Source organism: Erythrobacter sp. S227 (assembly GCF_057364925.1).
On record NZ_CP200280.1, the window covers coordinates 101,146 to 123,227 of the forward strand.

At 56.4% G+C, this 22,082-nt stretch carries 15 protein-coding genes; 6 read left to right on the forward strand and 9 right to left on the reverse strand.

The genetic code is table 11. The features are described 5' to 3' along the window. Positions 1-138 precede the first annotated feature (138 nt). Both AC0V6Q_RS00470 and AC0V6Q_RS00475 read right to left on the reverse strand, forming a co-directional pair. Positions 139-3,195: a TonB-dependent receptor domain-containing protein gene (locus tag AC0V6Q_RS00470; RefSeq protein WP_486166484.1), complete on the reverse strand. Its 3,057-nt coding sequence runs from the start codon at positions 3,193-3,195 to the stop codon at positions 139-141. A 415-nt stretch (positions 3,196-3,610) separates the two neighbouring features. Next, complete coding sequence (locus AC0V6Q_RS00475; protein WP_486166485.1) at positions 3,611-6,637, reverse strand: TonB-dependent receptor domain-containing protein; 3,027 nt, start codon at positions 6,635-6,637, stop codon at positions 3,611-3,613. A gap of 558 nt (positions 6,638-7,195) precedes the next feature. Between AC0V6Q_RS00475 and AC0V6Q_RS00480 the strand changes: the two genes are divergently transcribed. The 6 genes from AC0V6Q_RS00480 to AC0V6Q_RS00505 all read left to right on the forward strand — a co-directional run bounded on the left by AC0V6Q_RS00480 (position 7,196) and on the right by AC0V6Q_RS00505 (position 14,352). Beyond that, positions 7,196-8,368, forward strand: a complete 1,173-nt coding sequence (locus AC0V6Q_RS00480; protein ID WP_486166486.1) for an acetyl-CoA C-acetyltransferase — start codon at positions 7,196-7,198, stop codon at positions 8,366-8,368. Between the two features lie 84 nt (positions 8,369-8,452). Next, positions 8,453-9,253, forward strand: coding sequence for an SDR family NAD(P)-dependent oxidoreductase (locus AC0V6Q_RS00485; protein WP_486166487.1), 801 nt, complete (start codon positions 8,453-8,455; stop codon positions 9,251-9,253). A 235-nt stretch (positions 9,254-9,488) separates the two neighbouring features. Next, positions 9,489-10,277: an energy transducer TonB gene (locus tag AC0V6Q_RS00490; RefSeq protein ID WP_486166488.1), complete on the forward strand. Its 789-nt coding sequence runs from the start codon at positions 9,489-9,491 to the stop codon at positions 10,275-10,277. A 254-nt stretch (positions 10,278-10,531) separates the two neighbouring features. Next, positions 10,532-12,721 carry a M3 family metallopeptidase gene (locus tag AC0V6Q_RS00495; RefSeq protein ID WP_486166489.1) on the forward strand — a complete coding sequence of 730 codons (2,190 nt, stop codon included), beginning with the start codon at positions 10,532-10,534 and terminating at the stop codon, positions 12,719-12,721. Positions 12,722-12,932: 211 nt separating this feature from the next. Then, on the forward strand, positions 12,933-13,805 hold the full coding sequence (locus tag AC0V6Q_RS00500) for a crotonase/enoyl-CoA hydratase family protein (RefSeq protein ID WP_486166490.1): 873 nt from the start codon (positions 12,933-12,935) through the stop codon (positions 13,803-13,805). A gap of 55 nt (positions 13,806-13,860) precedes the next feature. Next, positions 13,861-14,352: a MarR family winged helix-turn-helix transcriptional regulator gene (locus AC0V6Q_RS00505; RefSeq protein ID WP_486166491.1), complete on the forward strand. Its 492-nt coding sequence runs from the start codon at positions 13,861-13,863 to the stop codon at positions 14,350-14,352. 80 nt (positions 14,353-14,432) lie between these two features. Here the strand turns inward: AC0V6Q_RS00505 and AC0V6Q_RS00510 are convergent, their stop codons facing one another. The 7 genes from AC0V6Q_RS00510 to AC0V6Q_RS00540 all read right to left on the reverse strand — a co-directional run bounded on the left by AC0V6Q_RS00510 (position 14,433) and on the right by AC0V6Q_RS00540 (position 22,042). Next, on the reverse strand, positions 14,433-15,455 hold the full coding sequence (locus tag AC0V6Q_RS00510) for a type II secretion system F family protein (protein ID WP_486166492.1): 1,023 nt from the start codon (positions 15,453-15,455) through the stop codon (positions 14,433-14,435). A gap of 18 nt (positions 15,456-15,473) precedes the next feature. Further along, positions 15,474-16,445 carry a type II secretion system F family protein gene (locus AC0V6Q_RS00515; protein WP_486166493.1) on the reverse strand — a complete coding sequence of 324 codons (972 nt, stop codon included), beginning with the start codon at positions 16,443-16,445 and terminating at the stop codon, positions 15,474-15,476. A gap of 153 nt (positions 16,446-16,598) precedes the next feature. After that, positions 16,599-17,885, reverse strand: coding sequence for a pilus assembly protein CpaE (locus tag AC0V6Q_RS00520; RefSeq protein ID WP_486166494.1), 1,287 nt, complete (start codon positions 17,883-17,885; stop codon positions 16,599-16,601). A gap of 3 nt (positions 17,886-17,888) precedes the next feature. Continuing rightward, a complete protein-coding gene (locus AC0V6Q_RS00525; protein WP_486166495.1) occupies positions 17,889-18,545 on the reverse strand; it encodes a CpaD family pilus assembly protein in 657 nt (218 codons plus the stop codon). 24 nt (positions 18,546-18,569) lie between these two features. Further along, positions 18,570-20,219, reverse strand: coding sequence for a type II and III secretion system protein family protein (locus AC0V6Q_RS00530; RefSeq protein WP_486166496.1), 1,650 nt, complete (start codon positions 20,217-20,219; stop codon positions 18,570-18,572). Positions 20,220-20,337: 118 nt separating this feature from the next. After that, entirely contained in the window at positions 20,338-21,453 is a 1,116-nt protein-coding gene (gene cpaB / locus AC0V6Q_RS00535) for a Flp pilus assembly protein CpaB (protein WP_486166497.1), read from the reverse strand. Between the two features lie 109 nt (positions 21,454-21,562). Continuing rightward, entirely contained in the window at positions 21,563-22,042 is a 480-nt protein-coding gene (locus AC0V6Q_RS00540; RefSeq protein ID WP_486166498.1) for an A24 family peptidase, read from the reverse strand. Positions 22,043-22,082 lie beyond the last annotated feature (40 nt).

The following is a 22,082-nucleotide window of genomic DNA, read 5'->3' on the forward strand; positions in this document are numbered from 1 at the left end:
AGGGGCACGTTTCCCCTTCCTGGCCCTACCTCAAGCCCTGCCTCAAGCCCCGCCTCAGGCGTCACACACAATTCTAACGCCCAACAAAAAAGGGCCCCGGTTTCCCGGGGCCCTTCTTTTTGTGTTTGTCGCTAGCGATCAAGGAAGATCGATGCGGAAACCAGCGTAGTATGTACGGCCGAAGACATCGAAGATGCCCGAGCCAGCACCGCCGCCTGTAAGGCCGAGCGGTGGCAGTTCGTTGGTGAGGTTATCTACACCACCGTAGAACGTGAAGCGTTCGTCGATTTCATACTCTGCACGTACGTCGTGGTAGAAGACTTCGTTGTAGAAGACCTGACCACGTGAGTTCGGGTTGGTTGGCGGGTTGCCGTTGAACTCGAACTCTGATTCGTATGTGTTGATGGTCTGACGACCGACCAGACGCATGTCATAACCAAGGTTCAATGCACCGGTCTCGTAGTTAGCCGAGAAAGTCATCGCAAAGCTTGGGTCACCCAGCTCAGAGCGAACACGGTTTGGAATGTCCGGGTTCGCAATGTCGAGGAAGGTAACGTTACGCAGAACCATGGTCGCGATTGCACGCAGGCTCAGACGGCTGTCGTTGTCGAACGTACGGTTGTAGCGAACGTCAAAGTCGATGCCTTCTGTTTCCAGCGCCGCGAAGTTGAACGAACCACCGATCAGAACCGGATCAGCGAAGAAACCATCCGCGTCACGTGGGTTGATTGAAGGGCAGAAGTTGTTGTTCGGGAACGAGTCCGTTGGAGCATCGAAGCAGTTGTTCAACACAGCCTGAGCACCCACAGCCGCGATCACGTTAGTGATCTCGATGTTGTAGTAGTCAGCCGTGATGGCAAAGCCAGGGATGAACTCTGGTTCGAACACGAAACCGATCGTGTAGCTGTCTGATTCCTCTTCGAGAAGAAGCGGGTTACCACCGGTCAAGAACGGCAGAGACTGCGTACGGGCAGGCGTGTTCTCGAAGTTCGCACCCAGCCCAAGCGTCGCACAGTTAGCTTGACGGTTTGCAGGGAAGTTACCCTGTGGGAGGTTCAGAACGTCACACGGGTCGGCGATGAACGCGAAGTTCTGCGACTGTGGTGAGAACAGGTCCGATGGGTTTGGCACACGGATCGAACGGCTGAAGTTACCGCGGAAGCGGAGACCGTCCATTGGTGACCACACACCACCTGCGTTCCAGGTGAAGACGCCGCCGGCTTCTGTGTTGTAATCCGAATAACGAGCCGCACCTTCTGCAGTCAGTTCGTTGAAGAACGGAACGTCGGCAAGGATTGGAATACGGATTTCACCGAATACTGATGTCTCAGTGAATGCTGGTGGATCGAACGTCGGAATTGCGTTCAGGAAGGTCGCGCCTGACTGTGTCAACGGATCGAATTCCGAGAACGATGTTTCACGGCGATATTCACCACCAACAGCGAAACCGATTGGTCCACCTGGCAGTTCGAAGAGCTGCGAGCTGTCACCGCTTACGAATGCTGAAACAACGAATTGCTCGGCATTTTCGTCACGGGTCGAGTCGAATGCAACGTAGTCGATTGCCGCCTGGCTTGGGCTACCAACACCGAAGATGTTGATTGGAACACAAGCTGGGTCATCGTTGGTTGTGTCAGCATCGTTGTTGATCCCGCAAACGATGTTGCCTGCACCGTCGAATTGAGCATCAACAGCATTGCTGAAGTTCGCTTCGATGATTTGGTTACGGCTGGTGAGGAACGTGTCGAGACGGCCGTAGTTCACAGCGATCTCGTAGCTCCAGTCGTCGTTGAAGCTACCGCGAATACCACCAACAAGGCGATATGTTTCACGCTCGTTGATTTCTGAACGGCCGCCAAGGTCGACGTTGAAACGCGAGTAGAAGAAGCCGGTGCCGCCGGTGAAGGCAGGCTGAAGCGTGTCACGAATGAACGCTGCGTCTTCTGGGTTAAGGAACGCGTTGTCGTAGGTTACGACTTCGTCGAAGAAGCGGAACGTAGGCTGACCCTCTTGGAGAGCGTCGAGCTTGTTGTACTTACCTTCGAAGAAGAATTCGAGAGCCGGAGAAACTTCGTAACGGCCCAGGATGTTAACGGTGTAACGATCAAGGCCCGGTGCAAGCTGACCGGTGTTACGAAGGGTTGAGCCGAAGCCACCGATCGTGTTGTTGCTGCCGAAGCGACGGAAGTCGAACTCAACCGGGTTGAGTGCGAGACGGCCGTTTGGAAGGAAGCCGTAGATCGCGGCTTGCTGTGCACCAGCAGCGTTGATCACAGCGCCGTCACGGTCGAACGCGCAGGTTGCTGCTGTCAGTTCAGGCGTGCTGTTGTTACAGCCGATGCCAAGAATCTGGGTACCGTCGGTGATGTTACCGTTACGAACGCCATCGAAGAAACCGAAGGTATTCGGACCGATTGGATCAGCCGACTGACGGTTGAACTGGCTACGGCCGCTGAATGCGCCGCTTTGCGAGTCACGGTCAGTGAAGAACAGTGCTTCAGCGTTCGAATACTCAACCGACGCTGCGATGTTACCGCGGCCGTCTGCGAAGTTTTGACCTGCGGTTACAGCGATGAACTGCTGACCACGGTCACCAAAGTCGGTGACAGAAGCCTGACCGGTGATCGAAATGCCTTCATAGTCGCGTGCGGTGATGAAGTTAACAACACCAGCAACAGCTTCCGAACCGTAAATCGCCGAGTTACCGCCGGTGATCACGTCCACACGCTCGAGAAGCTCGAACGGGATCGTGTTAACATCGATACGGAAGTCGCCTGGAAGGGCGCCGACCTGACGACGACCGTTGATCAGAACCAGAGTACGGTTCGTGCCAAGGCCGCGAAGGTCAAGCAGGTTAAGACCTGATGTACCGATGAAACGGTTTGAGTTTGACTGGCTGAAAGTCGAACGCAGCGAAGGCAGTTCGTTCAGCGCGTCACCGAGGCTGACCGAGCTGTTTTCAAGCAGTTCGTCGGCCGAAACGGTGGTGATTGGAACCGTTGAATCGAGGTTCGGACGCGCAATACGCGTGCCGGAAACAACGATCGAACCCTGCGGTTCTTCCGCAACGGTTTCTTCAGCCGTCGCTTCTTCTTGGTCCTGCTCTGCGTCTTGCGCGAAGGCAGGGCTTGCTGCCAGCGCAACGCTGACCGCCAGCGAACCAGCGCTAAGACGAAGTTTAGATGAAGTTCTCATGTGGTGCTTACCCTCATAAAAAGTTGCACCACCAGGGGGTGGTGCAGCACGATAAAGAACGAGGCTTGTCACTACGAAGAGGATGACTTCGCCCCGATCACTCTGACGGGCGTACTGCTAACGAAGCAGAATCATCTGCCACGGGCTAGCCAGTCAGTCCCTGAACGGTGGGTTAAGCCATGATGAGGGATTTGGAAGAGGAGCCTCGGCCTCGCGCGCAATAAATGCAAAGACGTGTATCTTGAATGCAACAGTGCGATTTGCGCTGAATTGAGACGATTTGGCTGTGCTTCAGAACCGCTTTCAAAGGCAATTTGACACGATGTTTTGAACGGCTGCCCCATCTCGCGGGCGCAAACAAAAACGGCGGACGTTTTCACGCCCGCCGTCTTCAATTTTAAGTGTCTGCTTTTCTTTAGAGTTCAGCGCTGAAGCCGAAGAAGAAGAAGCGACCGGTGTCGTAAACACCTGGGTAGGTGTTGCCGTTACCGTTGGTAGCCGGGCCAGCCGAGATCGATACTGGGAAGCTATCTTCGAACACGTTGTTAACACCAGCGCGTGCGACGATGCCGTCGAACACTTCGTAACGGACCGCAAGGTCGAAGTAGTTCACAGCTTCGAGCGAAAGCTCAACCGGTGAAGGCGATGCCGAGTCATTGTCGACGCCGCCGAAGTGGCGCCAAGTGATGTTGGCAGTAAGACCTTCGATCGGGGTTTCCCAACCGACCAGTGCACGGTGACGGTACTGAGCGGTTGGTTGACCGCACTGACCGGCAAACTCACCTTCACACTCAACGGTGTTCGCGCCGAGGAACGGCGTGAAGTCTGATGAGAAGAGGTAAGTCGATGCATAGTTGAGGTTGATCGAACCAGCGCTACCCAGATCGTAATCGTAGTTGACTTGGAAGTCCAAACCACGGGTTTCGATAGATGCAGCGTTGAGGTTGGTCAGCGTGAAGCCGATACCAGGGCCACTTGCGTTAAGCGAACCGGCACCATCACGCTGGATCAGGTCACAGAACACGGATTCACCAGTGTCCAGACAGTTGTCCAGAATGGTTTGAGCACCAAGACCTGCAACGATCGCGTCATCGATAGAGATATCGAAGTAGTCGACCGAGGCGTTGAAGCCAGGCAGGAAGGAAGGCTGGAACACGGCACCGAAGGTGATCGTGTCAGAGCTTTCCGGGTTCAGCTGTGGGTTACCACCGAAGAGACCTTGGGTCTGACCGGAGATGACGTCTGGAACGGAACCGAACTGACCAGCGGTCACGCCGGTGTTGGCACATTCTGCTGCGGTACGCAGTGGAACTGCACCCGAGCACGGATCGAAGATGCCGTTGCCGTTTACGTCTTCACCAGCTTGGGCAAGGTCAGGAAGACCCGTGCTTTGACCGGTGAACAGCTCAACCACGTTAGGTGCACGAACTGCGCGCTGGAACTGACCGCGGAACGTGAGGTCCTGCGTTGGTGCCCAGGTAAGCTGGAAACCATATGTGTCAGTCGAGAAGCTGTTCTGCGTGCCGTTACCGTCAACCGTGTAATCGGAATAACGATACTGCGTGCTGAACACGAGCTCTTCGAAGAACGGACGGTTTGTCACCAGTGGAACCTGAAGTTCTGCGAAGAACTCGGTCACTTCAACCGAACCAGCAACCGGAAGGGTTGGGCCGCCAACGCCGGTGAAACCGCCGTCTGCACGCTGACTGATTTGGTCAGGTGATGCGTCCAGTGTGTCTTCGCGGTATTCAACACCTACGAGGAAACCAACGCCTGCATCTTCAGCGAATGGCGACTGGATGCCGAACTCGCTGAGGTCTGTTTGCACAGTCGCACCCAGAACCAGTTGCTCGGTTTCACCAGTGGTGATGCCAACGCCGGTTACAAAGTCAGCAGCTTCCTGTGTGACAAGGCTTTCGCCGCCAGGGCCACGCTGGAAGATGTTGAAAGGCACACAGCCGTTTGACGGGTCGATACAAACGACATTGCCGTCCGCATCGGTCGTGAGCAAAGTAGCCTGACGAAGGTTGTCGATGAGGATGTCGTTGGTTGACGTGTCTTCATCGCGCGTTGCCGAGTACTGACCGAACACTTCGTAATCGAAGAATTCAGCAAACGTACCACGTGCACCACCGACAAAACGGAACGCACGGTTTTCAAGACGTGAGCTACGTGGGTTGCCTTCTACAAGACGGTGGGTTGCAGTGATGCCGCTGATGATTTCGTCGTCAGCGATCTGCTGCGGTGTACACTGCAGCACTGCGGTTGCGAATGTTTCACCACCTGGGAAGGTCGGGTCTTGAAGCAGCGGGTTGCCGCAGTTCAGGTCACGTTGGAAGAAGCCGAACGAAGCCGATGGTGCGATTTGCGCATCGGATACGGTTTCGGTGTAACCAAAGTCAGCAAACAGTTCGTGGCCGTCAGCAACTTCATAAGTCGCTTTCGTGTAGAACTGGAAACGCTCTGAAGGACGCTGGAAGAAGTTATCCGGACCAAAGTTGAACGTCTCAGGCGGACCACCTTGGAACGGTGTGAATGTGCCATCTTCGTTGAGGAAGAAGTCGGTGTTGCCGAAGTCCGCGACGTTGTTGAAACGACGGAAGTTCGATGAACCGATACAGCCAAAGCCGTTTGCAGAGAACGCGCCGGTCGATGCACCAAGCGCACAACCAGAAGCAGTACGGTTGCCTTGGCTGATTTCGTTACGGTTTTGGTAAGCGAAGAAGCCGGTTACGTTACCGCGACCATCAGCAAGGTTGGCACCAAAGGTGACAGATGCGCTGATTTCTTCGCCGTCAGTTACAGAACCGGGGATCGGTTGCTGTGCAGCGGTCAGAACCTGCTCGAAGATCTCACGACCGTTGCTGCTTTGAGCAAAGCCGTACTGTACGTCGAATGCAACGCCTTCGAAGTCGTCTTTGAGAACAAAGTTCACAACACCAGAAACAGCGTCAGAACCGTAAACAGCAGACGAACCACCGGTCAGAACTTCAACGCGCTCAACCAGCTGGGTTGGGACGAGGTCGAGGTTGACGGCGATCGAAGCCGAGTCACCATAAGGAAGGCGACGGCCGTCGATGAGGGTCAGGGTACGCTGGGCACCAAGACCGCGAAGGTCGAGCTGCGAAGTACCGGTTGCACCGTTCGACTGGTCAGCGGTCTGTGCAGCAGAAATCTGCGGCAGAGCGTTGGTCAAGTCTTCGATGTCGACAACACCGCGAACCGCGATTTCTTCTGCATCAACAGCAAGAACCGGGCTAACCGAGGTGAGGTTCGGGTTGACGTTAAGACGTGAACCGGTGACGAGGATTTGGTTACCCTCTTCTTCCGCCGCTTCATTCGTCGTAACATCAGCATCCTGCGCGAACGCAGGAGTAGCAGCCAGAGCAAGACCAACAGCAAAGCTGCCGGCACTCAGGCGTAGTTGTGATGATATTTTCATTGGATAATTACCCCTAATGACGGCCTGAAGGTCCGCTCGAAAACGAGCTTCAAGTTCAAACCAACACTGACTGAATGTGACCCATCCGAAATGATGGTTGAGGCATACTCAGTCTCTCTTAAGACGGATCGTATGCATGAGCGACGGATTTCCCGTTCACAGCTAAGCTGTCTCACGCACAACATCTCCATCCCTGTGCCGCGATGTGGCTGAAATGCCCGAGTAAGAAAAGGGATGTGGCGGCGTGATGAAAACAAAACACAACGGTGTAACGTGATTGCAACACAGGATTTTACGTAGGCACGATGAGCTGAGTTTCCCGTGCGTTAGGCTGCAAATCTGCCGATTTTGGCGTTTACGAATGGGTAAGCATAAATGCCACTGTTAGCCGACGTTTGTACCAGAATTGGGCTCGAACTCCGGCACTGGCCGCTCGGCACTCAAATTCCCGCTTTTGCGCCGCCCCTGTCATTATGCCAGCTTGATTCCGGAAAGCCCCGCTGCAATAGACGCGTGGCAAAATGCAACGTTTACGTAAACGGGAAGGAAAGTCTGATCATGGCAACCGCATATATCGTCGATGCCGTTCGCACCGCTGGAGGCCGCCGGGGCGGCCGTCTTGCAGGGGTTCACCCTGTCGATCTCCTCGCCAAGAGCCTTGATGGCGTTGTTGGCCGCAGCGGAATTGACCCGAGCGCCGTTGATGATGTGGTCACAGGCTGCGTCAGTCAGGCCGGTGAGCAGGCAGGCCAGGTTGGCCGCATGGGCGTGCTTGCCTCCAAGCTGCTTCCCGAATCCACCCCTGCGGTTTCGATCGACCGGCAGTGCGGCTCTTCTCAGCAGGCAATCCAGTTCGCAGCGCAAGCGGTTATGTCGGGCACGCAGGACGTCGTCATCGCTAGCGGCGTTGAGAGCATGACCCGTGTGCCGATGGGCTCCAACATGACACTCCACATGAAAGAGGGTCTTGGCAATTACATGTCCGACGGCGTCAAGGCGAAGTATCCCGGCGTGCAGTTCAGCCAGTTCATAGGCGCTGAAATGATCGCCAAGAAGCATGGCATGAGCAAGGAAGAGCTCGATGCGTTCTCCTATAACAGCCACTTGAAGGCGAAAGCCGCGGTTGAGGCAGGCGCGTTTGCGAACGAAATCGTGCCGGTCGAAATCGAAACGCCCGAGGGCACCGAAATGCACACGGTCGATGAAGGCATCCGCTTTGATGCAACACTTGAAGGCATCGCGGGCGTCAAGCTGATCGACCCCAACGGCATGGTGACCGCAGCAAGCGCAAGCCAGATTTGCGATGGTTCCTCTGCGGTTCTGGTGGTGAGCGAGGAAGCTCTCAAAACCCACAACCTCACGCCAATGGCGCGCATTCACAATCTGACCGTGACAGCAGGCGATCCGGTGATCATGCTTGAAGAGCCGCTGTTCGCGACCGACAAGGCGCTGGAGCGAGCTGGCCTTAAGATCGACGATATCGACTTGTACGAAGTGAACGAGGCGTTTGCCCCTGTTCCAATGGCGTGGCTCAAGCACACCGGCGCTGACCCTGAGAAACTGAACGTCCACGGCGGCGCGATTGCGCTTGGCCACCCGCTGGGCGCATCAGGCACCAAGCTTATGGCGACGCTCGTCCATGCGCTTAAGCGTCACGGCAAGAAATACGGTCTTCAAACGATGTGTGAAGGCGGCGGCGTTGCCAATGTCACCATCATTGAATCGCTCTAGAGCGTATTCAAACACTCAACACATCGAATCTCTTTAAGAACAACCAATACCCCCCAGAAAATTAACTCCACGAGAGGAAAACTAATGGAAGTTTCAGCCAACACTCCAGCCGTCGTCACCGGCGGCGCATCAGGCCTTGGTGCCGCGACCGTGCGCGCGCTTGCTGCCAAAGGCGCAAAGGTCGCGATCTTCGACATGAACGAAGAAAAAGGCGAAGCAATCGCTGCGGAAGTCGGCGGCATTTTCTGCAAGGTGAATGTGACCAGCGAAGAGGAAGTTGATGCAGGCTTTGCCAAGGCCCGCGAAGCCCACGGTCAGGAGCGTATCCTTGTGAATTGCGCTGGCATCGGCAATGCCATGAAAACCGCCAGCCGCGTACGTGACGAAAACGGCGGTCTTACCGGCGAAACCAAGCACTTCCTGCTGTCCGCGTTCGACTTCGTCATTCAGGTGAACCTCGTCGGCACCTTCCGCTGCATAGCCAAGTCGGCCGCTGGCATGCTCACCCTCGACCCGCTGTCCGAAGACGGCGACCGCGGCGCGATTGTGAACACCGCGTCGGTTGCCGCTGAAGATGGCCAGATGGGCCAGGCGGCTTACTCTGCGTCCAAAGGCGGCGTTGTTGGCATGACCTTGCCAATCGCACGCGACCTGATGAGCGAAGGCATCCGTGTGAACACGATCCTTCCGGGTATCTTCGAGACCCCGCTGATGAACGCAGCACCGCAAAAGGTGAAAGATGCGCTCGCCGCATCCGTGCCATTCCCCAAGCGTCTGGGCATGCCTGAAGAATACGCCAAGCTTGCCATGACCATGATCGAGTGCGGCTACTTCAACGGCGAGGACGTACGCCTCGACGGCGCGATCCGTATGGCCCCGCGTTAAACTCGGTCCGGTTGCTTCGGCAACGCGGTATCTTGAAATAAAGAATGCCCGGTGACACTGTGTCGCCGGGCATTTCTCTTTGGGGTAATCGTGTATGCGAGTTGTCTTTTGGTCGGTTCTGTGGGCGAGTGCTTCACTCGGACCCGCTACGATTGTGCATGCTGATACACCGCCCGTTTCTCTACAGCCAAGCTCGCCTTGGAACCTCGACTATGGTGAAACGAAATGTCGCCTGGTGCGCAGTTTCGGGGCAGATGACGACAAACACTACCTCATCCTGGATCAGCATTTTCCCAGCAGAGGCGCTGGTATAACTGCGGCAGGCTCTTCATTTCGACGTTTCAAGGGGAGCGAAGAGACGAGCATTAGCTTTACCGACAAGGCCGAGCCGCGCACCCGAGAACCTCTTAAGGGCAATTTGGGCGATGTGAGGCATGCGCTGATTTTCTCGAATGTCTTTTTCGGGGCGGAGCCTGCCAGAATTGTGGTCGCAGGAGAGCGTTCCCCGAAGCAAGGGGACAAGGACGAAGGAGGCGATGATATTGCGGCCGGTATTCCCGGCCTCAACACCGATATTGGCAGTGATGCAAATTACCTCTCTTTGACCCAAAGGAGGCGTGAAGTCCGATTTGAAACGGGCCCGCTTGCGCCTGCCTTCGAAGCGCTCAACACATGTACGCGTGATATGGTGCGCCAATGGGGCTTTGATGTTGAAAAGCAAATGACTGTCGCAAAGCGGCCCGTTTTCAAGAATGTCGCCTCCGTCGCGGGGCGGATACAAAAACGCTATCCGGATGCAGCGCTACGTGCAGGGGAAAGTGCGATTTTGCGGATGCGCATCACTATTGATGAAAATGGTGCGGTTGAGGAGTGTTTCCTCAACGGTCTGACCACCACAGATAAGCTGAATTCGACAGCGTGTAGCGAAATCTACGAATATGCAGAATTCGAACCTGCATTGGATACAACAGGCGCACCAATCCGGTCATTCTACACCACGACGTTAACTTATCGCATCCGCTAACAGATTGGCCCGGTCACGGTTTTGGCGCCACCATCCGGTTTCATCGGCCCCGATTGAACACTAATCCTCCATTCAAGTTGCGTCCTGCAATACAGCATTCTAACAGTCCCACATCCAAAAAGTGCGCGGACCTTTGGCCGCGTGCCTACTGACAAATCACAAGAGAGGTCGTCCACAAATGACGCGCAAACTCGCTTCTTTCGCCCTATCAGCATCCACCCTTGCTCTTGCCGCTTGTGCAACGACCGGAGAAGATGCCGGCTGACACCGCCACAATCGCCGATGCGAAGCCCATTCCGCATTCTGCGCCTGCCGCTGCCATCCCTGAGGGCACCGGCTATTTCGCCTCTGACAGCACGCTGCCATTCATGGCGCCTGATTTCACCAAGATCAGCGAAGACGATTACGTGCCGTCGTTTGAACAGGGCATGGCGATCCAGGCTGCCGAAGTGCAGGCGATCATCGACAATCCGGCAGAGCCGACCTTTGAAAACACCATCGTCGCGCTTGAGAAATCGGGCCGTATGCTTGGCCGTGTGGCGCGTGTGTTCTTCCAGCTCACCGGCACCAACACCAATGACCGCCTTGATGCGATCAACACCGAGATCAGCCCCAAGCTCACCGCGCACGGTGACAGCATCACGCTGAACCCGGAACTGTTCGCCCGCGTCAAAGCCGTGTACGACAAGCGCGCGTCTCTTGGCCTCGATCGCGAAGATACCAAGCTGCTTGAAGGCACCTATGATGGCATGGTTCAGGCAGGCGCGCTTCTTACCGAAGCGCAGGTCGAGCAGGTCAAGGAAATCAACTCGCAGCTTTCCAAGCTGACCACCGAATTCGGGCAAGCAGCGCGCGGCGCGATGGCGGATCAACCGGTGATCTTTGACAGCGCTGATGAACTCGCCGGGCTTTCCGAAGGTGACATCCGTTCAGCGGCCGATTTCGCGGCAAGCATTGGCCAGGAGGGCAAATATGCAATCGCCCTTCAAAACACGACGCAGCAGCCGCTGATCCCGGCACTGGACAACCGCGCGAGCCGTCAAAAACTGTTTGAGGCAAGCTACCTGCGCGCCAACGGCACCACCGACATCGATACGCGACAGCTGATCGCTCGCATCGCAGAACTGCGCGCCGAAAAAGCAGGGATTTTCGGCAAGCCGGACTGGGCGACCTACACCATGTGGGACCGCATGGCCGAAAAGCCCGCGACTGCGCTTTCCTTTATGGAGCAGATGGTTCCTGCTCTCGCCGCAACTCAGCGCCGCGAGGCAGAACTCTTGAATGCAGCGATCAAAGCCGATGGCGGCGATTATGAAGTGAAACCGTGGGACTGGTACCGCTATGCCAACCAGATCAAGGCCGAACAGTTCGACCTCGATGAAGACGCGGTTATGGAATATTTCGTCCTTGATAAAGTGCTCGAAGACGGCGTCTTCTACATGGCTGAAAAGCTTTACGGCCTGACCTTCGAACGCCGCACCGATCTGCCTGTCTATCACGAGGACGTGTGGGTCTACACCGTGTTCGAAGCCGACGGCAGCGAGCTTGGCCTGTTCTATTTTGACCCGTTCCAGCGCCCGTCCAAACGCGGCGGTGCATGGATGAGCAACTTTGTCGACCAAAGCTATATGTGGGACACAAAGCCGGTCATCTACAACGTGCTCAACATCCCCAAAGCGCCAGAGGGTGAGCCTCAATTGGTGAGCTTTGACTGGGTCAACACCACCTTCCACGAATTTGGTCATGCGCTGCACGGCTTCTTTGCCGATCAGAAGTACGAGACACTCTCAGGAACCGCGACCGCGCGTGATTTTGTGGAGTATCCAAGCCAGGTCCACGAGATGTGGATGACATGGCCCGAAGTGCTGCAAAACTACGCCAAGCATTACGAAACCGGCGAAACCATCCCGACCGAGATGGTTGAGAAGATCGAAGCGGCGTCCAAATTCAACCAGGGTTATGACTTTGGCGAAGTCGTGACATCCGCGCTTCTCGACATGAAGTGGGCGGCGCTTTCCAAAGAAGAGGCAGCAGCCCTCGATACGCCAGAAAAAGTGACCGCGTTTGAGCGTTCATCGCTGGAAGAGCTGGGCCTAGAGATTGATCTGGTGCCGCCGCGTTATCGCAGCACCTATTTCAACCACATCTTCTCATCACCTGCGGGGTATTCGGCTGGTTATTACAGCTATCTGTGGACGCAGATGCTCGACCACGACAGCCGCAACTGGTTCCGCGAAAATGGCGGCCTCTCGCGTGAGGCGGGCGACCACTATCGCAAGACCGTTCTCAGCCGCGGCGGGACCATGGATTACTTTGAAATGTATCAGAATTTCGCAGGCCGTAAGCCTGATGTGAAATATATGCTCGAAGCGCTCGGCCTGACAGGCGGCGGTGACGCCACTGCCAAAGCGCCAAGCGGCGAAGGCGCGGTGGGCGGCTCCTAAGTCTCTTACACAACCGATCAAAAACCCCGCCCGTGGCATTCACGGTGCGGGGTTTTTTGTGCCTGTCCTACATTGTGCCGACCGGGGTAAGACGGCCGCGATGCTGATGCCTTTTACCTTACCTTTTTTACCAGTTTTGCGCTTCCACCCGGCCTCAAATCTTTTCTCCCCCTGAACAGTGTGCCAAGTGTGCCAAACAGGAGAGATTTTGATGACGGATTACACGCAAATTCTGGTCGACAAGACCGATGGCATCGCAACAATTACGCTGAACCGGCCCGAGAAAATGAACGCCTACACCCGCACCATGGGTGAAGAAATCATGGCAGCGATGGATGACATTGATGCCGATGATGATGTGCGTGCGGTGATCTTTACAGGCGCAGGCGAAAAGGCGTTTTGTGCAGGCGCTGATCTGACACCGGAAGGGGGAGGGCACGTCTTCTCTGATCCGACACAGGTTGATGATCTGTCCGATGAACGCGTGCGTGATGGTGGCGGCCTTCTGACGCTTCGCCTGTTCGAGAGCAAAAAGCCCCTGATTGCGGCGTGTAACGGGGTGGCCGTTGGCGTTGGTTCAACCATGCAATTGGCGATGGATATCCGGCTTGCGGCGTCCCATGCGCGTTATGGCTTTGTCTTTGCGCGCCGCGGGATTGTGCCAGAGGCGGCCTCAAGCTGGTTCTTGCCGCGCCTTGTCGGGATCAGCCAGGCTCTTGAGTGGTGCTATTCCGGCCGGGTCTTTGGCGCGGAAGAAGCGAAGGATGGCGGGCTTATCCGGTCCATCCATGCGCCCGATGATCTCTTACTTGAGGCAAGGACGCTTGCGCGCGAAATTGCCGACAATACCTCTGCTGTATCGGTTTCGATGACCCGGGCGATGATGTGGCGTTTGATGAATGCCGACCACCCTATGGAAGCGCACAAGATCGACAGCCGCGCGATCTATCGCCTGTCACGCGGGAAGGACGCGAAAGAGGGCATCGCCAGCTTCCTTGAAAAGCGCGCGCCACAATATCCGGGCAAGGTCAGCGAGGACATGCCGGACTTCTACCCATGGTGGGATGAACGCCCCTACGGATAAACAGAGTGCGGTCGCGGTCTTGAAGAGCGATTGGTTTCATGAGAAACCGGTTCTCATGACAAACTCACAAGCTTCGCCGGGGCAAGATTTCCAGCTCGCCAATTTTCTGCCGTACCAGCTTTCCATTGCATCCAACGCGGTGAGCGGGCTGATCTCCGAGCGTTATCGGGCCCGCTTTGGCCTTAAGGTGACAGAGTGGCGGGTCATGGCGGTTCTGGGCGATGCGGCGAGCCACGGCGGGCAGCTGACCCAGCGTGACCTGACCGAGGCGACTTTGATGGACAAGGTCGCGGTGAACCGGGCGTGCAAAGTGCTCGAGGAGCGCGGCCTGATTGCAAGGGTCGCCAACCAGAGCGATGGACGCTCGCACCTTCTGGCTCTGACAGGCGAGGGGGAGGCTATCCATAGCGAGGTCATGCCCACAGCCCGCGCGACAGAGCGTGAGCTTTGCGAAGGTTTGGACGAGGCCGAAGAGGCAGCGCTGCGATCCATGCTTGCCAAGATCCGCGCGCGCGCCGGGGCCCTTACCCGGCAAACCGGGTCATAAATCACAGACCTGAATGCAAAAAAGCCGGCGCGTCCATATTGGGGCACCGGCTCTCTTGATGTTGCTTGGAAGCTTTGGTGTTAGCCGCCGCCGCCTTCTTGTTGCGGCGTGATCAAAGCGTCGCTGATCGAACATGCTGCTGGACCAAGGATCACGATGAACAGAACCGGCAGAATGAACATAATCAGCGGAACGGTCATAATCGCTGGCAGACGGGCTGCCTTCTCTTCGGCGCGCATCATACGCTCGTTCCGGAATTCGGCCGAGAGCACGCGCAGAGCAGAAGCAAGCGGCGTACCATAACGTTCGGTCTGAACCATGGTGGTCACAACGCCCTTAACCGCTTCGAGATTAACCCGGTAGGCAAGGTTGTTGAAGGCCATCTTACGCTCGTTCAGGAAGGACAGCTCAATCGCGGTCAGAGCAAATTCATCGCCCAGTTCCGGATACGCCCGGCCCAATTCCTTTGCGACGCGGTTGAAGGCTGCGTCCACGGTAAGGCCCGCTTCTGCGCAAATGACGAGCAGATCGAGCGCGTCTGGCAGACCTTTCTGGATTTCGGCCGTACGCTTGTTTGCAAGGTTCGACAGATAAATCTCGGGCCCTTTGTAGCCAAGGAACACAAGTGCACCAAAGGCAAACACCTTCTTCATGGAGCCATCGCCCCAGGCGAAATAATCGATCCAGTAGAAGAGGAAGAAACCGATAAGGCCAAAAATGATCGGCAAGATTGCGCGAAGGCCGATGACGATCACCGCAAGCTCTTTGTTGCGAATGCCTGCGTGAGCAAGCTTTTGCTGCACAGCCTCGATCTGGCTCTGCTCGAGCACGTTCAACTTGCCAAGACTGTCTTTCACCTTGTCGGTGGTGTCAGTCTTGCGAACGAGGCTGGCGCGCTTGCGTGAGCCGCCGGTCACAATGCCGGCTTTCAATTCGTCGCGCCGCTCTTCGAGCGATTTGACGCGTTTCGCCATAGGGTCTTTGATCGTGACAGCGGCATAAATCGCCATCATCACGGCAAAGGCGGCCAATCCTGCAAGGATGCTTCCCACGAGGATAACATCAAAGCCAAGAAGCGTTGGTCCGGCTGGTTGATCAAGCATTGTCTGATAACTCCCGGATCAAATTTCAAAGCTGACCATTTTGGCCATGATAAAGGCACCGATGCTCATCCAGATGAGACCGCCGATACCTGCGATGATCAGGCGATCATCTACGAAGAACTGGCCGAGGTAATCGGGGTTGATCCAATAAATCAGGCCAAAAACGATGAAGGGCAAGGAACCCACGATATAGGCAGAAGCTTTCAATTCAGAGCTCATCGCCTTGATCTTCAGCTTCATCTGCGAACGCTTGCGCAGCACGTCGGCAAGGTTCGAAAGGGTTTCGGCAAGGTTACCACCGGTCTCGCGCTGGATTGCCAGAGTGATGGTGAAGAAGTTGAACTCGGGGATGCCAAGCTTGTCGCCTGCTTCCTGGAGGGAATCTTCCATCGTTTTACCGATCTTGATGCGTTCAACGACGCCCTTGAATTCGATGCCTACGGGTCCCGGGACCTCTTCGGCCACAACCTGAAGCGTTTCAGCCACAGGAAGGCCCGAGCGAAGACCGCGAACGAGCAATTCGATGCCGTCGGGGAACTTCGCGACAAAATCGTTGGTGCGCTTCTTGATGAAGAAGCCAACGACAAGGTGCGGCAATCCGCAGCCGATGACAGCCCCAACGCCGAGCGCCAGCAGTGGCGCGCCGCTTTGGAGGAACACCAGCACGGCGACGCCTAATGTCAGGCCAAGCGAAGCATAGATATATTGCGACAAGGTCCAGCCTTTACCGGTCCGGTCGAGCCGGATTTCCAGGGCTTCAACGCGTGATCCGGATCCCGCAACACGGTGCGATTTGGGTTTGCGTGCAGCGATGGCTTTCTTGAATTGCGACTCAACTTTGGAATCGGTGCTGTCCGAGTGGCGATAGCGCAGCGCGTCAACGCGGCGTTTTTGCGACTTGCCAACGTTAGGCCCCGACAAAAGCAGGTAGCCGCCAACGATCACCAAAAAGATCACCACAGTGATCAGCAGGGTTTGCAGTATGTCCATGTCGGTTTTTTCCTGCCTGTTCTCGTTGCTTTGCTTGCGCGTGTTACTCGTAAAGGAGTGCCCGGTACCGGACCGCGCGAATTGCTAATCATGTTCCCCGACAGGCCGGGGTGAAGAGTGAAGCTTCACCGCCGGGACTGCCGGAAAAATCGTTTATTCTGCAGGCTCTGCGTCAGCCTTGCTCTTGTCTTTCTTCGCCAACAGCGATTTCAGATCGAAGCCACCCAGAAGCGATTTCTTCTCTTCGGTGATAGCGGCCAGATCATCTTCGCTCGCACCCATGATGCGCTCTGCGATCTGTTTGATCGTCGCGGTTGCTTTCGAGCCCTTGTTCGCTTCGGTGAAGACCTGACCCAGCTTGGCAGCATTGGATGCCGCCTTGATGTCGTAAGGAATTACGAAGTCGATTTTCCGCTCGATAGAAGCTTCAAAATCCGCTTTGCTGATTTCGGCAACGCCGGACTGGTACTTGTTGACGACGACCATAGGATGGGCGTGCGCTGCATTGGTTTTGAGCCAGGACAGGACGCGGATCGTATCGCGCGCCGATGCAAGCGTGAGCTCGCATGTCAGCAGCACAAGGTTCACATCCGCCAGCAAATGCGGGAAGTTGATCAGCATATTGCGTGGCAGATCAATCACCGTCATTTCAAACGCTTGGCGGAATTCCTCTTCAAGCTGCACAAAGGCAGAGCCATCGGTCATCAGCGGCTGGCTGATAGGGGCCTCGGCCGAGAGGATCGACAGATTGTCATTCGCGCGGATCATGGCGCGTTCGATAAACAGGCCGTCGATCCGGCTTGGGTTGTCGATCGCATCGGTGAGGCCGCGGCCAGGTTCGAGATCAAGCGCAAGAGCGCCCGTGCCAAAGTGCACATCGAGATCGAACAGAGCGGTTGGCGCACTGTGCTGGTCACTGAACAACCATGACAGTGAAGTCGCGAGCGTCGATGCACCCACACCGCCGCGTGTTCCAACGACAGCGGTTGAGATGTGACGCTTAACACCCTCAGAATCGCCAGCTTTTGGCGAAGTGAAGACGGCCAGAGCACCGTTCAACGCATCATGCACAGCCTGAGCGTTCAAAGGCTTGAGCAGATAATCGTGGATGCCGCTTGAGATAAGGTCGCGGTAAAGGCGCACGTCGTTGACCTGGCCGATTGCGATCACAACCGTTCCCGGTTCGCAAACTTCGGCCAGAGCGTTGATGTCGTTCAGCGGATCGCCGCTTTCAGACAGGTCGACAACCAGAATGGCAGGGCTTGCACTGACAGACAGCGACTGGACCGCATTGCGCAGGCCACCCTTGTTGCACTTCTCAGGCTGCCAGCCCATTTCGATGACGACCGGACGCAGCACGTCGAGCGCAGCATCGTCGCAAATGTAAGCGGCAAAGGGGTCGCGATTGCCGGGGATACCGGATTTCCATGGAGCGTTCATTGATCAGTTACCCCCTTGAGCTTGAGCTTGTTGAAGACCACCAGCACCGGTCGGCTCTGCCTCGCGCAAAGTCTGGATTGCTTTTGTACCGGTTGCGATAACGGTCTCGCCTGTGCCCGATTGACCTTCGAGAAGATCCTCTGGGTTGGCGACCATTGCTGCCAGGTTGCTGTTGACAGCGCAGCCGTAGTTCGAGCTGGTTTCGTTCTTGAAGTTGCCGTCATAGCGGCCCTCCCAGTCCGGGCATCCGGGAACCGAAGCAGTTGAGCGGGTGATAACCACGCGCGCCTGACCTGCTCCCAAAAGGCCCGTTGTTGTCGGGGCGACGCCTTCGACAATAAGACCATAACGACCAGCCAACTGGTTCACAGCGTCAGAAACCGCCGGGTTCGACGAAGGATCTTCGATGGTGATGCGATCACCGTAGCGAAGGTCCATCGTTTCGAACCAACCGTTGAGACGCTGTTGCTCGCTGATGGTGAGACCAGACCGGCTGGTGTCCACATCAAGAGTGAAGTTGGTACGCTCGACCACAGGTTGATTGACCGAATAGAGCGAGGTGTTGTTTTCTGAAAGCGGGCCGCTGCTGCATCCAGCAAGACCTACGCCCAAAGCGAGGGCGATGGCGCCCATCAGCTTGTTATTGTGTGCATTCTTCATCACGGTAACCTTTTTGCTGAGGGCTTAGAGGCTGAAGCCGGGCGCAGGAGCATCGGCTCCGTTACGCTTGCGGTCTCGGCTGGTGTCTGCGCGGCGATCCTGCTTGCTCGGGCGCGAAGGCACGATTGCTGCAGGATCAACAGCGCTTACTTCCGGGTTTGGAGCGTCAGGCTCTGAAGCGGTTGGGCCAGGACGGCGCTCTCCGCTTTTGCTGCCGCTTTCACGATAGAGAAGCAGCTGCTCCAATTCGCTTGCTGCGCGGAAACCATCGGTTGGATAGACGATGTCACGCTCGTTGACTGGTTTCACCAGATACGGCGTCACAACGATCACCAGCTCGGTTTCGCCGCGGCGGAAAGAGCGTGAGCGGAACAAGTTGCCAAGGATTGGCACGTCGCCAAGACCAGGCGCTTTGTCGAGCGAGTTTTGCGCATTGTTGCTGAGCAGGCCAGCAATCATGAAGCTCTCACCCGAGCCCAACTCAACCGTCGTCTCGGTGCGGCGGATGGTGAGGGCAGGGACCTGGAAGCCGTTAAGCGTAACTGCGCCCTGCGATGAAAGCTCGGAAACTTCCGGGCGAACGCGGATCGAAATCCGGCCATTGGCAAGAACCGTTGGCGTGTAAGCGAGGCTGACACCAAAGTCGCGATATTCGATCGCCACGTTGCCGAGGCCTTGCGAAATCGGGATCGGGAATTCGCCGCCAGCAAGGAATGTGGCAGTTTCACCGGAAAGCGCAGTCAGGTTGGGCTGCGAAATCGTAGTGATAAGGCCCAGACGCTCGGACAGGTCCATCGCGCCAAGCACATCGAGGCCGAAGAGTTGAGCCAGACCACCAATGGTCGTGCCTGAACCCGCATTCGTGCCGATCGCGCTTCCTGGTACTTCCTCAATCAATGGAATACCGTTTTCGTCGGTTGCAATCGCGCCAGTAATATCGCGTACAAAGCGCTGTCCGGCAACTGCGCCGGCACCAGGGCCAACACTCACTGGACCACCCGTGTTAAACCCGGATTCACCAACAAGGTCCCTGCCAGTACCGATACCGCCGCGAAAACCGCCTTGTGCACCGTCGATTGTGGTGACGTTGCCACCGATTTCACGGACCAGGCTGCGGCTGACCTCGGCAAACTTAACCTGGAGGTTAACTTGCAGTGGTGTCGCCGTTTTGAGGCGGGTGATCACATTCGTTTCTTCGCCAAGGAAAGCTGACACCAGACGCTCTGCTTCCGCTGCGTCTTCGGGTGCGTTTACCGTGCCGGTGAGAAGCACCGTATTGGTGCCCATCGTCGCCACGTTGACCTTGGCTTGTGGCATGGCGAGCGCAAGCATCTGGTCGATGCTGCCGATGTTGTTGCCTACACGGATGTTCGCAGAGAAGATCACATCGCCGCGAGCGTTGCTGGCGTAGATCGTGGTCTCACCGCCTGAACGGCCAAACACATAGAGCTGGCGTTGGGATTTGATCTGAACGTCAGCGACCTGTTCGTTCGCCACAAAGACGTCCGTCATAGCGCCCGGTACAGCGATCAATTCGCCGCGACCAATCGAAAGCACGATTTCTGAATTCGGGCTTACGACTTGCTGCGCTGTTGCTGATCCGGTTGGCATTGCCGCCATTGGCAGCATTGCAATTCCGGCGAGCAACGCTCGGCTAAGAAACTTGGCTTTCATCTTAGGGCCCCCTGTGGATTTCCCTTGAGTGCGTGTCCGTGTCCGCATGGCCGGATTGGCCAATTGGGTGTTCGTTTTGGTGTAGGCTCGCATGGCTTTTGTCCTTTTTCCGAGCCCGTTACCGGATTGTGCTGAGCGCTGACGGGACGGTTTGCCCCGCTTGGCCAACGCCCCGGCTAACAGTGTTGTTAAGGTTACCGGTTGCTGCGGTGATCGAACCGTTCACTGGAACCTCGGTGGTTGCTTTGCCGCGTGTCACACGGACCGATGGGCCCCTGTAGACTGGCGCGCCGTTGACCTTTGCACCGACACCTGGAGCTGCTGGCGTGCGTGTTGGAGCACGGTTGCGGCCGCCTTGGTCTTGCGGTGGAATGGTCTTGCGCTGGAAGCGTGAGACATCACCGCCGGTTTGGAAGGTTGATTTGCCTTCGACAGGACGACCCATTGCAGTGCGCAAGAAACGCTCTTCTTCTTCAGGTGTCGCATCAGCAGGGATCTCGATATCGCCAGAAGCGATAGCGCGCTCAAGCTCTGCCTGATTGTCCGAAATCGAACGCAGCACCAAAGTGAGTTCGCCAATCGTCTGAGCGACGGCTACTTTTTCAGCGATGCGTGGAGTGACTTCGAGCGTAACCGTACGGAAAGCGCGAACGAGTGTCTTGCCTTGTTCATCGGTCACTTGCTCGGTTGTCTGGTCGGTTGCCAGAACGCGCAGGTTACGAAGAACAGTCTCGGCTGCCTGAAGATCGCGACCATCGCCTTTAACGGCTTGGGTCAGAACCATGTCAACGCGGTCGCCCGGGAAAACAAAGCCGGCAACACCGGTCTTGGCTGACACTGGCACCGTTACGGCGCGCATGCCCGGGCCAAGCGCTGCTGCGAGGAAACCCCGGTCGCCAGGACGCACAAGCGAACCATGAGTGACAGGCTCACCTGCAGTAACAGGGAAGCGGACTACTGTGCCCAAAAGCTGGCTCATGTCGGAGTTGCCTTCAATAAAGTAGGCGTCCTGTACGAGCTCTTCAGGCCATTGCTGATAGCCCATGGCATCAGCGGTGATGATGGTGCCTGCAGGCAGTGCGCGGTTTGCAACAAGAACCTTGGGTCCTGTTGGCTCGGCCTGGGCTTCCGCAGCCGGAGCTGCGTCACCTGCAAACATGCTGCGTGCAAGAAATGCGCTGCCGATCGCGACAACGAGTGCACCAAGCAACAGAACCAGTTTCTTCCTATCCATGGCTAATTAGCCCCCTTCGTGGGCCCGTGACATTACGGGCAGGTATGCTTGTGGTTGTTACGACCAAAGTAGTTAAGATCGGGTTTCCAGACCGCGCTCTTCTTGAATTTCAGGCAATTGTCGGAAACTCGCTAAGACGAGGAATAAGTATCCAGAAGGCGCCGATGGCGATTGCAACGCCATAGGGAATGGCGAGCTTTTCCTTCTGTTTGCGAATTGCATGCACGGCCGCCATTGCAATGGTCAGCACGCCGCCTGCGACAGCCATGACCAGCAACAATTGTAAAAAGGCATTGGGTTCGATCCAGAGCGCAAGCGCTGTAAGCAGCTTCACATCGCCGCCGCCCATCATGCCAAGGGCAAACATCCCGGCAAAAACCGCGAAGGCTGCAACTGCAACGCCCAATTGGATCGCGACATCCGGCCAAAGAGCAAGGCCGCTTGCCCACCAGAAAACAGGGGCAACAGCTGCAATGCTAAGGTTCAGCCAGTTGGAGATAGTACGCGAACGGATATCCGTGAATGCGGCGTATAGGAGCGCAATTGCCAAGGCAATCAGCAGTCCGTATTGAACAGTCGTCATCAACATATGTGCCCCTCGACAAGGTGTTCGTGAATGCCGGGATCGG

What these genes read in the sequence shown, in the direction of transcription:
- AC0V6Q_RS00470 (WP_486166484.1), bottom strand. Translation starts at nt 3,195, where the DNA reads ATGAGAACTTCATCTAAACTTCGTCTTAGCGCTGGTTCGCTGGCGGTC.
- AC0V6Q_RS00475 (WP_486166485.1), bottom strand. Translation starts at nt 6,637, where the DNA reads ATGAAAATATCATCACAACTACGCCTGAGTGCCGGCAGCTTTGCTGTT.
- AC0V6Q_RS00480 (WP_486166486.1), top strand. Translation starts at nt 7,196, where the DNA reads ATGGCAACCGCATATATCGTCGATGCCGTTCGCACCGCTGGAGGCCGC.
- AC0V6Q_RS00485 (WP_486166487.1), top strand. Translation starts at nt 8,453, where the DNA reads ATGGAAGTTTCAGCCAACACTCCAGCCGTCGTCACCGGCGGCGCATCA.
- AC0V6Q_RS00495 (WP_486166489.1), top strand. Translation starts at nt 10,532, where the DNA reads ATGCCGGCTGACACCGCCACAATCGCCGATGCGAAGCCCATTCCGCAT.
- AC0V6Q_RS00500 (WP_486166490.1), top strand. Translation starts at nt 12,933, where the DNA reads ATGACGGATTACACGCAAATTCTGGTCGACAAGACCGATGGCATCGCA.
- AC0V6Q_RS00505 (WP_486166491.1), top strand. Translation starts at nt 13,861, where the DNA reads ATGACAAACTCACAAGCTTCGCCGGGGCAAGATTTCCAGCTCGCCAAT.
- AC0V6Q_RS00510 (WP_486166492.1), bottom strand. Translation starts at nt 15,455, where the DNA reads ATGCTTGATCAACCAGCCGGACCAACGCTTCTTGGCTTTGATGTTATC.
- AC0V6Q_RS00515 (WP_486166493.1), bottom strand. Translation starts at nt 16,445, where the DNA reads ATGGACATACTGCAAACCCTGCTGATCACTGTGGTGATCTTTTTGGTG.
- AC0V6Q_RS00520 (WP_486166494.1), bottom strand. Translation starts at nt 17,885, where the DNA reads ATGAACGCTCCATGGAAATCCGGTATCCCCGGCAATCGCGACCCCTTT.
- AC0V6Q_RS00525 (WP_486166495.1), bottom strand. Translation starts at nt 18,545, where the DNA reads ATGAAGAATGCACACAATAACAAGCTGATGGGCGCCATCGCCCTCGCT.
- AC0V6Q_RS00530 (WP_486166496.1), bottom strand. Translation starts at nt 20,219, where the DNA reads ATGAAAGCCAAGTTTCTTAGCCGAGCGTTGCTCGCCGGAATTGCAATG.
- cpaB (WP_486166497.1), bottom strand. Translation starts at nt 21,453, where the DNA reads ATGGATAGGAAGAAACTGGTTCTGTTGCTTGGTGCACTCGTTGTCGCG.
- AC0V6Q_RS00540 (WP_486166498.1), bottom strand. Translation starts at nt 22,042, where the DNA reads ATGTTGATGACGACTGTTCAATACGGACTGCTGATTGCCTTGGCAATT.